At 68.0% G+C, this 12,434-nt stretch carries 12 protein-coding genes; 9 read left to right on the plus strand and 3 right to left on the minus strand.

The features are described 5' to 3' along the window. Window positions 1-127: 127 nt before the first annotated feature. The 3 genes from JFB92_RS20425 (at window position 128) to JFB92_RS20435 (ending at window position 2,394) form a co-directional block, all read left to right on the plus strand. Window positions 128-568, plus strand: coding sequence for an NUDIX domain-containing protein (locus JFB92_RS20425; RefSeq protein ID WP_199043029.1), 441 nt, complete (start codon window positions 128-130; stop codon window positions 566-568). Between the two features lie 149 nt (window positions 569-717). Then, a complete protein-coding gene (locus tag JFB92_RS20430; protein WP_199043030.1) occupies window positions 718-1,713 on the plus strand; it encodes a hypothetical protein in 996 nt (331 codons plus the stop codon). 9 nt (window positions 1,714-1,722) lie between these two features. Then, complete coding sequence (locus JFB92_RS20435) at window positions 1,723-2,394, plus strand: HD domain-containing protein (protein WP_199043031.1); 672 nt, start codon at window positions 1,723-1,725, stop codon at window positions 2,392-2,394. A 4-nt stretch (window positions 2,395-2,398) separates the two neighbouring features. On the opposite strand, the gene JFB92_RS20440 is transcribed toward JFB92_RS20435, so the two are convergent. The 3 genes from JFB92_RS20440 to dxs all read right to left on the minus strand — a co-directional run bounded on the left by JFB92_RS20440 (window position 2,399) and on the right by dxs (window position 6,467). Beyond that, window positions 2,399-3,028: a hypothetical protein gene (locus JFB92_RS20440; RefSeq protein WP_199043032.1), complete on the minus strand. Its 630-nt coding sequence runs from the start codon at window positions 3,026-3,028 to the stop codon at window positions 2,399-2,401. After that, a complete protein-coding gene (locus JFB92_RS20445; RefSeq protein WP_199043034.1) occupies window positions 3,018-4,277 on the minus strand; it encodes a glycosyltransferase family 9 protein in 1,260 nt (419 codons plus the stop codon). The genes JFB92_RS20440 and JFB92_RS20445 overlap by 11 nt, the downstream gene beginning before the upstream one ends. A gap of 279 nt (window positions 4,278-4,556) precedes the next feature. Then, entirely contained in the window at window positions 4,557-6,467 is a 1,911-nt protein-coding gene (gene dxs, locus JFB92_RS20450) for a 1-deoxy-D-xylulose-5-phosphate synthase (protein WP_199043036.1), read from the minus strand. 163 nt (window positions 6,468-6,630) lie between these two features. Here dxs and JFB92_RS20455 point away from each other — a divergent pair, with 163 nt between their 5' ends. The 6 genes from JFB92_RS20455 to JFB92_RS20480 all read left to right on the plus strand — a co-directional run bounded on the left by JFB92_RS20455 (window position 6,631) and on the right by JFB92_RS20480 (window position 12,391). Next, complete coding sequence (locus JFB92_RS20455; RefSeq protein WP_199043038.1) at window positions 6,631-7,542, plus strand: amidohydrolase family protein; 912 nt, start codon at window positions 6,631-6,633, stop codon at window positions 7,540-7,542. Between the two features lie 213 nt (window positions 7,543-7,755). After that, entirely contained in the window at window positions 7,756-8,799 is a 1,044-nt protein-coding gene (locus JFB92_RS20460) for a quaternary amine ABC transporter ATP-binding protein (protein WP_199043041.1), read from the plus strand. Then, the gene (locus JFB92_RS20465; RefSeq protein WP_199043043.1) at window positions 8,796-9,695 is read left to right on the plus strand and encodes an ABC transporter permease; all 900 of its coding nucleotides are present in this window, start codon (window positions 8,796-8,798) and stop codon (window positions 9,693-9,695) included. Before JFB92_RS20460 ends, JFB92_RS20465 begins: the two co-directional genes overlap by 4 nt. A 54-nt stretch (window positions 9,696-9,749) precedes the next feature. Next, the gene (locus tag JFB92_RS20470; protein ID WP_199043050.1) at window positions 9,750-10,691 is read left to right on the plus strand and encodes a glycine betaine ABC transporter substrate-binding protein; all 942 of its coding nucleotides are present in this window, start codon (window positions 9,750-9,752) and stop codon (window positions 10,689-10,691) included. Window positions 10,692-10,816: 125 nt separating this feature from the next. Then, window positions 10,817-11,968 (plus strand): DUF5685 family protein, encoded by a 1,152-nt coding sequence (locus JFB92_RS20475; RefSeq protein ID WP_199043051.1) that lies wholly within the window; start codon window positions 10,817-10,819, stop codon window positions 11,966-11,968. Window positions 11,969-12,094: 126 nt separating this feature from the next. Beyond that, complete coding sequence (locus JFB92_RS20480) at window positions 12,095-12,391, plus strand: hypothetical protein (RefSeq protein WP_199043052.1); 297 nt, start codon at window positions 12,095-12,097, stop codon at window positions 12,389-12,391. Window positions 12,392-12,434 lie beyond the last annotated feature (43 nt).

Raw genomic sequence — 12,434 nt, forward strand, 5'->3', positions numbered from 1 at the left:
GCACCGCGGCTTCGAGCGTGAGGCATATTGGACCGGTACGGGACCTCCCCTGTGCCGGTCCGCGGCCCGAACCGGAAGGAGCACGGAAGTGAAACCGATCGGAGAGGCCCCTCGGGAACATCCAGCCGTGAGCGTCGGTGCCCTGATTACAAACGAGGCGGGCCGAACGCTCGTGGTCAAACCGTCCTACCGGGACTATTGGATCTTCGTGGGAGGCGCGGTCGACGAGGGCGAGCGCCCCGAGCACGCGCTCGCTCGAGAGATCGCGGAGGAGACGGGCCTGGTCCTTCGGGTCGGCCCGCTGCTGGTCCTCGACTGGAGCCCACCGCTGCTCCCGGATCGACCGTGGCCGATGGTGAACATGCTCTTCGACTGCGGCACGGTGCCGACCGATACGCCGATCACGCTGCCGGACGGGGAACTCGTGGACCACCGGTTCACGGAGCCTGAGGAGGCCGCCGAACTGCTCTCGGTGCGGAGCGGGCCCCGGCTGCGGGCCGCGCTCGAGCACCGGAGGGAGACGGGGGCGGTGTACCTGCCGATGAAGACCGAGGACCGGCACCGGTAGTCGATGCGCTGACCGCTCCGGATCGGGTGGCGGACCCGCGGCGCCCCGCCCGGACCACTATGGGCAAATCCCTCTTTATTGGTTCGCAGCAACATAAGTAACGTCCTTTCACAGGAATGGCGCGGCGCCGCCGTTGCTATCCTTGTGACGTGGCTCGCTTGATGGAATCCGCCACAAGTTCATATGGACTGCTGAGAAAGCTGTCGGCGGGCCTCCAGGCCACGCTGCTGCTGGCCTGCCTGTTCGTCTCGGTGTCATTGCTGTGGTGGTCCACGGCGATACCCGATTCCGCGGCGCGCCAGGTAGCGAGCGCCATCGCGACCGGTCTGCTCGTCTCCGCCTCGTTCGGCATCGCTCAGGCATACGTGACCGGCCGGGCCTCGACCGAACTGCTCCGGTCCGCCGTAGTCGGAGAAGTCTCCTCGTCATTGGCCGCCTTGAACAAGTCCTATTTCCCCACTCACGAGTTCCAGCCGTCGCCGCGGCCGGACCCCGAGTTCAATGTGACCATCAATCACGACTTGGGGAATTCCTCGGTCGTGTGGTTCCAAGGGGGCTCGGGCCAGTACGCGGCGGCGAGGCTCCTGCTGAATCGCGGGGTGAATCTCCAGGTGAATATCATTCTGCCGGACCCCAGGGCGGAGGGGTCCCTCGACGGCAGAGCCGACTACTCATATCGACACAACCTCTACAGAGAGGCGTCCATCGAACAGATCCGCCAGGTGACAATGAACAATCTGTCGATGGGCATTGTGGGCCTGTTCGAGGCCAGGGACAAGTGCTCGGACATCCGGATCGTGCTCACCCCGATGCCGAGCCTGGACAGATACGAGATATTCCGCGACGCGATCTGGGTGACGCTGTTCAGCGACAACGGCACCGGTATGAAATTCCCTAGGACGCTGCGTTTCGAGAGCTCCTCGGTGATCTATCGAATCCAGGAGGCCGAGTGCCTTCAGACGAAGAACAGCCCCAGAGCCCGCGTGATAGAACTACCTCCGAGAATGTCGACCGAGACCAAAGTGGGTATCTACAACGCGGTGTTCGGCGCTCAGATGTCGGACGACGAGTACCTCGAGAGGCGGTCCAGATTCCTCAAATTCGCCGACGAGGTCATCAAGAGCTACGGTCCGCATACGAGATGAGAGACTCACATGCCAATCGCATCGAACACACTTCAGCAGTTGCGCACCTACGTCGCGAAGCTGTACCGCGAACGGATGACCGACGTCCCGTTCCACGGCTGGCACCACCTGGACTTCGTCGCCAGGAAGTCCAAGCGATTCGCCGCCGAACTCGGCGCGGACGAATCGCTGGTGGAAGCATCCGCTCTTGTGCACGATCTCAACTACCTGGTGGACCGTCGATCAGAAGCGGGAGCCGGCGCCGTGCTCCGTCGCGAGATCCTGAGCGCCACCGGCTTCTCCGATCCCCAGATCGAGCGGATCGAGTCGATCGTGGCTTCGGCCGAGACCAAGTATCGGGACGAGGAGATCTCGGTCGAGGCGCAGGCGCTGAGCGACGCTGACACGCTCTTCAAGGCGCTTCCGATCACCCCAGTGGTCCTGGCCCCGCTGTATCTGCGGGAGACCGGCCGCTCGATCAGGGAACTCGCCGAGAAAATCGTCGGAGAACAGGTGCCGCTGAACCAGAAGCGCATCTACTTCTACACCGCCTCAGCGCGCGAGAAGTACCAGACGTGGGCAGATGCGAACCTTTCGATCTGGAAGTGCGTCCTCGAGTCCTTGGACGACCCGGACGTCGAGGAACTCATCGCGATCGTCGGCAAGGCCGAGCCGGCGGCGTCGTTACTGCCCGCGGCCTGAGCGGTCACGAATCACGGCGCAGGCGCGAGAGGCAGAATTCGAGGTCCTCGACGAGCGTGTCCGTGGAGATTGCGGGCGGCACGAACTCCTTCAGTTCGCCCCCTTGAACTACCGAGCTCGTCCTTCCTCGAGAGCTGTCCTGCAGCAGTAGGGTCACGGTCGGCTGCAACGCGACCGTCGAATGCAGGACATCGGCCAACTGCAGATAGCTCTGCCCGGCCGAGACGACCGCCTCCGACTCCAGCACGACCGACACACCACCGAGCGATCGGACCCCACGGTTCTGGCCGGCCTTGACGGCGTCGGCCTTGAAGTGCCGCAGGGGACCGTCTTCTTCGGAGGTGATCGAGTACGACACGTTCGCGATCTTCCCGGAGACGACGTAGGAGACAAAGTCCCAGCGGTGGTTGTGGCAGCTCACCTCCTCTGCCGGCGGGCTCGCCTCGTCCCATCGGTGCACCCGGACTTGATGCCTCCGCTCGCAGCGGACCAACACGATCTTGCGGAATCCCGTCCAGTGCTGGTGCGAGCGCGATGCCACCTCCTCCAGCACTTCGGCGCTCCCCAGCGCCGACCGGATGATCTCGGACAGGAGGTCCCGGTCGACGAACCGGTCAATCTGGTCAGGCGGCACCGCTTGACGGAGCGATTTTGAGTGCGGGACGATCTCGCATACTGCGCACTTGAGTTTCACGACGGCTCCTGTCTTCCACGAGGAGTGATACGAGGCGGTCGACCACCCGCGATACGGAGATGGACTTCATGCAAAAGGCGCGGATGTCGTTCGAGCAGTCGTAATAGCACGGCGCGCATTCGACCGACGCCCTGAGAATGTGATCGCCCGCTCCGTTGACCAGCTCCTGCGCCGGCATGGGACCGGACAGCCCGATCAGCGGCACTCCAAATGTGGCCGCCGCATGCAGCGCGAACGTGTCGTTGGTGATCAGCACCCGCAGTTTCGCGACCGCGGCCATGAACACTCCGATGTCAGCGCGGTCGGGGAAGACGGCGAGGTCGGATCCCGGGTCCGACCTGATCAGCTCCAGGCACCTGCGGCGGATGTCGCCGTCCTCGGGGCCGCTGAGCAGCACGGGGCTGTATTCGGGGAGGATCACATTGATGGCCCCGACCAGTTCCGCCCAGTGCTCGGGAGGCCACCGTTTGAGCCGCCCTTTTGCGCTCGAGCCGATGTTCAGCCCAATGAGGGGCCGGCGCCCCGTCCGCCGCAGCATCGACTCGGCGCGCTTCAAGAGGCGGCCGGGCATCGGGAGTTCATAGGACCGCGTATCCACATTTTCCAGACCCGCGGCCTGGAGATGGATGTTTCTCATCGACAGGCCGTTGGCCTTCCTGAAGCCGTCGCTGACCTTCAATCGCTGGAAGTAGACGGCGTGTCGCGTGGCCGGCAGAAAATTGCCGTACTCGTTGACCGTGAAGCCCGCTACACATCGGCTCGCCTCGACTAGTGGTCGAATGCGCTCGTCGATGGAGAAGTTGACGACCAGGTCCAGATTCCGGACCGTTCGCACGCAGGCCGAAGTCCGCGACGCTTCCATCGGCGTGGTGCGGGGTAGGTGACGCACCAGCTCAACGCCTCGCGAATGCGTGAACCACACGATCTCGGCGGACGGATTGACCTGGTGCACGGCCCATCGGACCACATCGGCCTGAAGAATGCTCCCGAGGCCGCCGAGGTGAATGATTCCGATCGATCGGGCGCTCGCGAACATGCTCGGATCGAACTGGATATGAGGCGGAGGACCGCCCCGCACCACCGCGGGGCGGTGGAATCTGCAACCGGCGCAGTCCTCGGCGCTGGTGCGGTGTTGATGTGGGCAGGGCCGGTTTCCGTCCCATTCGACGCAATCGAAGCTGTAGAGCATTGCCGCACGCCTTCCGCAGGGGGCGACGATCATTCTATCGGGAATCGCACCGGCCCAGTAGACCTCGAATATGCCATCTGGACAGTTCTCCAGGGGCCTGGTCCTCAGCGCGGGGCGGGCAAGTGTGCCGCTTCGGCCCCGGGCGAGTTCGGACTTCGGGATCAGGGCGTCGGAAATATCCGGCGATCCGGAGCAACCGCTCGGGCTCCCAGGGCGTCTTAGTTTCAGCACCGGAGCGGCGCGGCGGTTCCCACAGGGACCGTCGCGCCGCTTTCTGCTCTAGGAGCGGTTGCGGCGGGTCGTCTCGGCCTCGATGCGGGCGGCGATGGCCTCGGGAGTCAGGCCCAGGTCCTCCAACAGCTCGGGCCGGGCACCGTGCGGGTGCCAATCCGCGGCCACCGCGAAGTCCAGCAGCGGCACATCGGTACCGGCGTCGCGCAGCGCCTGCGCGAGCGCGTCGCCGAAGCCGCCGGTGCGCACCCCGTCCTCGACCGTCGCCACCAGAGGGTACTGCCCGGCGAGTTTGACCAGCGCGTCCGGGACCGGGGCGATCCACCTCGGGTCGACCACGACCGCCCTGACCCCGGCGGCCTCCAGCAGCTTCGCCGCCTCGACCGCGACGCCGGCGAGCGGGCCGCAGGCGGCGATGAGCAGGTCCGCCTCGTCGGGTTCGACCAGGAAGTCCAGGCCCTCGCGGGAGTCGACGGCCGCCACGTCCTCGGTCGGGACGGCCCCGGTCGGGAACCGCAGCATCGTCGGACCGTCGTCGACGGCCAGGGCCTCGGCGAACTCCTGGCGCAGGGTGGCGGCGTCGCGCGGGGCGGCGATCCGCATCCCCGGCACGATCCGGAAGATCGAGGTGTCCCAGATCCCGTAGTGGCTCGGCCCGTCCGGGCCGGTGATGCCGGCGCGGTCGAGCACGAACGTGACCGGCAGCCGGTGCATGGCCACGTCGAGCACGGTCTGGTCGAAGGCCCGGTTCATGAAGGTGGAGTAGACCGCCACCACCGGGTGCAGGCCGTTCATCGCCAGCCCGGCGGCCGAGGTGACCGCGTGCTGCTCGGCGATGCCGACGTCGAAGACCCGCTCGGGCATGCGCTTCATGAGCTTGTCCACACCGGTCGGTCCCGGCATCGCCGCGGTGATGGCCACGACGTCGGGACGGGCCTCGGCCTGGGCGACCAGCTCCTCGGCGAACACGCCGGTCCAGGAGCGCCGCTTCGCCGTGACCGATTCGCCGGTGATCGGGTCGAACGCGGACGAGAGGGAGTGCGCCTGCTCGGCCTCGTCCTCGCGGGCCGGGCGCCAGCCGCGGCCCTTCTCGGTGAGGGCGTGCACGATCACCGGCCCGCCGAAGCCCTTGGCCTTCTCCAGGGCCTCGGTCATCTCGGACAGGTCGTGCCCGTCGATGGGGCCGACGTACTTCAGGCCCAGGTCGGAGAACATGCCCTGCGGGGCGAGCGCGTCCTTGAGGCCGGTCTTGGCCGCGTGCAGCGCCGAGTAGGCGGCGCGGCCGACCATCGGGATGCCCTCGACGGCGGACTTGATCTTCCCGAGCGCCGGCTCGTAGCCGGGATTGAGCCGCAGCCCGGCCAGGCGCTTGGCCAGGCCCCCGACCGTCGGAGCGTAGGAGCGGCCGTTGTCGTTGACGACGATGACCAGCCGCAGGTCGTCGCGGGCGGCGATGTTGTTGAGCGCCTCCCAGCACATGCCGCCGGTGAGCGCCCCGTCGCCGACCACGGCGATCACGTGCCGGTCGGAGCCGGAGAGCGCGTTGGCCTTGGCCAGACCGTCGGCATAGGACAGCGAGGTCGAGGCGTGGGAGTTCTCGACCAGGTCGTGCGGGGACTCGGCCCGATTCGGGTAGCCGGCCAGTCCGCCGCGCCTGCGCAGCCCGCCGAACCGCGCGGCCCGCCCGGTCAGGGCCTTGTGGACGTACGACTGGTGGCCGGTGTCGAAGACGACCTGGTCGTGCGGGGAGTCGAAGACCCGGTGGATCGCCATGGTCAGCTCCACGACCCCGAGGTTCGGCCCGATGTGCCCGCCGGTCTTGGCCACCGATCCGATGAGGAACTCGCGCAGCTCCTCCGCCAGGTCCGGGAGGTCCGCCTCGTCGAGCGACTTGAAGTCGGCCAGCCTGCCGATCGAGGCGAGGAGCGGACCGAGCTCGGGTTCGTCATTGGAGGTCATAAAGCCGAATTCTATCTGCGGGAGGGGTGGGAGCGGGAGGGCCGCTTTCACCCTGAGGCGTGACGCATACGCGTGGTCACTGTCGGATACCCGTCACCCGCCGAAAGGGACACGCCGTGCGAAAGTCCGCCCACGCCCGCTATGAAAGTGTGATCATCACAACATGGATCTGTTCGACCTGCACCAGAACACCGAGTGGCCGGCGCGGCTCGACCAGGTGCTGAGCTCCACTCCGGTCGACTGGGCCGGGCGACGCGGCGAGCTGGCCGACGAGCCCCGGGGCCTGGCGCGGCTCCAGCGGCTCTCGGCGGTGCCCCGGTTCGACCTGGATACCGTCGCCGACGAGGTCTACGAGGGGATCCTGGAGAACGCGCTCGCCGACTCCGCCCGCGGCGGGGCCCGCTACACCGAGCTGCGGCTGCCGCAGGAGTCGGTGGTCTATCCAGGATTCATGGAGCGCTTCGAGTCCGCCAGGTCGCGGGTGGCCGAGTCCTACCCCGGCTTCGACGCCGGTGCGGTCCTGAGCCTGAACCTGTGGGAGCCGACGGTCAGGGAGATCTGCGACGCCTTCGGGGACGCCGCGAAGTTCGGCCTGGTCGGCGTCGAGCTCATCTACGTCCCCTACGCCGCCGAGGCCGACTGGTCGCGAGGGCGGGCGGTCGCCGAGGCCGCCGCCGACGCCGGGCTGGGCGTGACGGTCCCGGCCGGGGCCTTCAACTCGGCGAACCTGGCGGCGCTGGCCGGGATCGAGCAGGTCGACCGCATCGGGCACGCGGTGGGGGCCGCCGCCGACCCGGGCGTGATGCGCCTGCTGGCCGACCGCGGTGTGACCGTGGAGGTGTGCCTGACCTCGGCGGTCGTCCTGGGCATGGTCGCCTCGCTCGCGGAACACCCGCTCCCGCGATTCCTGGAGGCGGGCGTCCAGGTCGTCCTCGGCACCGACTCGCCGCTGCGGATGGGGACCGGCATCGCCGACGAGTATGCCAAGGCCGCCTCGCTCGGCCTCGGGGAGTCCGACCTGGCGGCGGTCTCCGAACGCGCGAAGGCCGCCACGCTGCCCTTAGCTCGGGCTTGAGGATTGGTCTCCGTTCTGCAACGTTCTCGCTAACCTCAGATTGCAGACAATCCGACGTCCTACCGTCAGGCGATGGCTTTCACCCGTGTTAACCTGGGAAAACAATGAGATGGAACTACGCGTGTTCACCTTCTCACGTCGCGCTCGGATGAAATTGGGCCCGGTGCGGGACTAGGGTTGCCTCGGTTGCCGCCCGTCAACCGGAAGGAAACGATGTCAGCCCTAGCAGTCGAATCTTTGTACAAGGTCTTTGGAAGAGGCGCCAAGCAGGCCGTTGCGGACCTGAAGGCCGGGGTGCCACGAGAGGACCTGTCCAAGAAGGTCACCGCTGCGGTCATCGACCACAACTTCGAGATCCCCTCCGGGGAGATCTTCGTGGTCATGGGCCTGTCCGGTTCCGGCAAGTCGACCCTCATCCGCATGCTCAACAACCTGATCGAGCCGACCGCCGGAAACATCTGGATCGACGGCGTGGACCTGGGCGGACTGTCCCCCAAGGCCCTGCGTGAACTGCGCCGCGACAAGGTCAGCATGGTCTTCCAGCACTTCGCGCTGCTGCCGCACCGCACCGTGGTCGAGAACGTGGCCTTCGGACTCGAGATCAAGGGCCTGTCGAGGACCGAGCGCCTGGACAAGGCCCGCGAGGCGGTCGAGATGGTCGGCCTCGGCGGCCAGGAGGACAAGCTGCCGGTGCAGCTGTCGGGAGGCATGAAGCAGCGCGTCGGCCTGGCCCGCGCCCTGGCGGCCGACACCGAGATCCTGCTGATGGACGAGGCGTTCAGCGCGCTCGACCCGCTCATCCGCCAGGACATGCAGGACCAGCTCCTCGACTTGCAGCGCCAGTTGAACAAGACGATCGTGTTCATCACCCACGACCTGAACGAGGCGATGAAGATCGGCGACCGGATCGCCATCTGCGACGGCCGGATCGTCCAGCTGGGGACCGCCGAGGACATCCTGCTGCGCCCGGAGAACGACTACGTCTCCGAGTTCACCGCCGAGGTCGACCGCTCCCGGGTCCTGACCGCCGAGGCGGTCATGGAGCCCTTCACCGGCGACGCCGGCGGCCTGGAGACGGTGACGGCCGACGTCCTCGTCAGCGAGCTGTACGAGCCCGTCCTGTCCTCCGAGCAGCCGCTGCTGGTGGTCGACGAGCGCTCCGACCCGCTCGGCGTGGTGACCCCCAAGACCATCATCAAATCGCTCGCCACCGAAGACGGCGAAGGCGAGCCCCGTGAGGAGTCCGCGCCCGCATGATCCAATACCTCCACGACTGGTTCTGGACGTTCGTCTGGAAGCCGCTGCCCGAGATCCCCTTCGGGCAGTGGGCGGAGTCGTTCATCGAATGGGCCCGCCTCGAATGGCGCTCGTTCTTCACCGGGACCAGCGACTTCCTCGAAATCCTCCACACCGGCCTGACCGACGGGCTGCTGTGGCTTCCCTCGGGCCTGATGGTCATCATCTTCGCCGCTCTGGCCTGGCTCTCCAAGGGCTGGAAGCTGGCGGCCCTGGTCGGCGTGGGCATGTTCGTCGCCGCCTGGACCCCCTACTGGGAAGAGACCATGGAGACGCTGGCGATGGTGCTGGTCGCGACGCTGATCTCCACGCTCCTGGCGATCCCGCTGGGCATCCTGGCCGCGGAGAACCGCGCGGCCTCGGCGGCCATGCGGCCGATCCTGGACTTCATGCAGACCCTGCCCGCGTTCGTGTACCTGCTGCCGGTGGTCATGCTCTGGGGCATCGGCGTCACTCCCGGGATCTTCGCGACCATCATCTTCAGCATGCCTCCGGGCGTGCGACTGACCGAACTGGGCATCAGGCAGGTCGACAACGAGGTCATCGAGGCGGGCCAGGCGTTCGGCGCCTCGCCTTCGAAGATCCTGTTCGGGATCAAACTGCCGCTGGCGCTGCCGACGATCGTGGCCGGTCTCAACCAGGTCATCATGCTGGCGCTGTCCATGGTGGTCATCGCCGGTATGGTCGGCGCCGGCGGCCTCGGAGGCGTCATCGTCACCGCGCTGGGCCGGGTCGAGATCGACGCGGGCGTCAACGCGGGCCTGGCCGTGGTGGTCCTGGCCATCTTCCTCGACCGGGTCATGCGCGGCCTGGCCGACCGCACTCCGGTCGCCCGCGCCGCCAGACTCGCCGCCTGACCGCTCCCGAAACGCAGAAATCGGCAACCGACCGGAAACAGAGAAGGAGACGACATGCTACGTCGTTCGATCATGAAGAGCACCGCCGCCATCGGTGCCGCCACCGCACTGGGTCTGGGCCTGGCCGCCTGCGGAGTCGAGTCCGAGGACGGCGACTCGTCCTCCGACGGCGGCACCGACGCCATCGACTTCGGCCTCCCCGAGGGCGAAGGCGAGATCACGCTCGGGGTCATCCCGGGTTGGGACGAGGGCGTGGTCGCCACCGAAGTCTGGCGTCAGGCCCTCGACTCGGCCGGTTACGACGTCACCGTCGAGGAGATCGGCGAGGCCGGCGTGCTCTTCGAGGGCCTCGCTTCGGGCGACATCGACCTGTTCCTCGACGGGTGGCTGCCGGTCACGCACGCCACCTACATGGACTCGTACGGCGACCAGCTCGAGCAGCTCGGGACCTGGAACGAGAACGCGGCGCTGACCGTGGCCGTGCCCTCCTATGTCGAGGACGTCAACTCCCTCGAGGAGCTCAACGACAACGCCGATCTGTTCGGCAACCGGATCGTCGGCATCGAGCCGAGCGCCGGTCTGACCGAGGCGGTCGCGGACAGCACGATCCCGACCTACGGCATCGAGGACCTGGAGCTGGAGACCTCCTCGACCGCGACCATGCTGGGCGAGCTCGACTCGGCCATCGCCGCGGAGGAGCCGATCGTGGTCACCCTCTGGCAGCCGCACTGGGCGTACGCCAAGTACGACCTGAAGAACCTCGAGGACCCCGAGGGCACCCTCGGCGACGTCGAGACCATCAACACGCTGGCGAACCTGGACTTCTCCAGCGAGTTCCCCGAGCTCGCCGAGACCATCGGCAGCTTCAAGCTGAGCGATGAGCAGCTGGCCGAGCTCGAGCAGGTCGTGTTCGACGAGGACCAGCACGACGGCGACGTCGAGGCCGGCGTCACCGAGTGGCTCCAGGAGAACTCCTTCCAGGACCTGGTCTCCTAGGCGAGGCGTTTCTTGACGGGGCCGGGTCCGACCCGGCCCCGTTTTCCGTGTCCGGACTCCCTGCCGGGTAGCGGACGGCCGCTAGGATGCCTCCCGACCGATCCCCGCACCCCTAGGAGACCGCGTTGTTCGGCATCCTCGCCCCCTGCACCGCCCGCACGCCCGAAGAACTCCGGCCCCGCTGGATGGGGCATTTCTGCGGCCTGTGCCTGGAACTGCGCGACGACGCCGGCCAGGCCGCCCGCCTGACCACGAACTACGACGCGCTGACGCTGTCGGTCCTCGTCGAGGCCCAGGGCGAGCCCGGCGCGCAGGGCCGCGACGCCGGGCCGTGCGCCCTGCGCGGGCTGCGCCGCCAGCGCGTCACCACCGGAGCGGGCCCGCGCCTGGCCGCGACCGCCTCCCTGCTGCTGGCCTCGGCCAAGCTCGGCGACCACATCGCCGACGGCGACGGCCTGGCCGCGCGCCGGGGCGTGGCGGGCCTGGCCGGGCGGGCCGCCGACCGGTACCGGGCCAAGGCCGGCTCGCTCGGGGAGGCGATCGGGCTCCCGGTCGACCGGATCGCGGCATCGATCGACCGCCAGCGGGCCGTGGAGGACGCCTGCGGGCCCGGCGGCTCCCTGGAGTCGGTCACCGCACCGACCGCCGAGGCCACCGGCGAACTGTTCGCCCACGCCGCGCTCGTGGCCGAGCGTCCGGGCAACATCGGGCCGTTCCGCGCAGCCGGGGCCGCCTTCGGAACCCTGGCGCACCTGCTCGACGCGGCCGAGGACTACGAGGACGACGAGCGGCGCGGCGCCTGGAACCCGCTGCGCGCGACCGGCACGACCGTCGAGGAGGCCCACCGGAGGGCCCACCGCGTCCTCGACGACATGAAGGCCGCGCTGGAGGCCGCCTCGTTCGTGGATACCGCGATGGTCGCGCTGCTGCTCGACCGCTACGCCCGGCACGCGGTCTCCAAGGTCTTCGGCTCGCACGGCTACGGACCGAACCGGTGGCCGCGAACGGACCCGCGCCGGCCGGGCGACCCCGAGCACCCCGTACGCGGCGATGAGCAGTACGACTGGAAACCGGGGCTGCAACGGCGCGGCTTCTGGGCCGGGCTGTGCGCCTTCACCGTCCTGTGCTGCACCTGCACGATGTGCTGCGCCGAATCCTACGAGGGGCCCTGGTCCCGCAAGCCGCGCGAAGGCTGCTGCCGGGACTGCTGCGGCGAGTGCTGCTGCCGGGGGTGCTGCGAGGGCTGCGGGGATGGTTGCTCCTGCGACTGCAGCTGAGCCGCCTCGGGAAACCCGCGAACCGCCGCACAATCCATGCGAAAACGCTAATATATGCGCGGTGGACGGGAATCGGCGCGGAGTGCGCCGGTCCCGTCCCGAAACCAGGACCTGGGGGACCACGCGATGACTTCCACGCACACCGAGCACACCGGCCACGACCACCACCACGGCGACGCCTGCGGCCACACCGCCTTCCAGCACGGCGACCACACCGACTTCGCCCACGACGGGCACCTGCACCGCGAGCACTCGGGCCACTACGACGAATGCGAACCGTCCGGCCACGTCGTCTGCTCCGGCCACGACCACGAGCACGGCGACGGCTGCGGCCACGTGGCGGTCCGCCACGGCGACCACGTCGACTACGTCCACGACGGCCACCGCCACGCCGCCCACGCCGGCCACTACGACGACCACTAGAGCCAATGCCGTTCGGTTAGGGCTGGGGTGTTGGTGTCAAGCC

It is taken from the genome of Glycomyces salinus (assembly GCF_016428645.1).
GTDB classification, from domain to species: Bacteria; Actinomycetota; Actinomycetes; order Mycobacteriales; family Micromonosporaceae; genus Glycomyces; species Glycomyces salinus.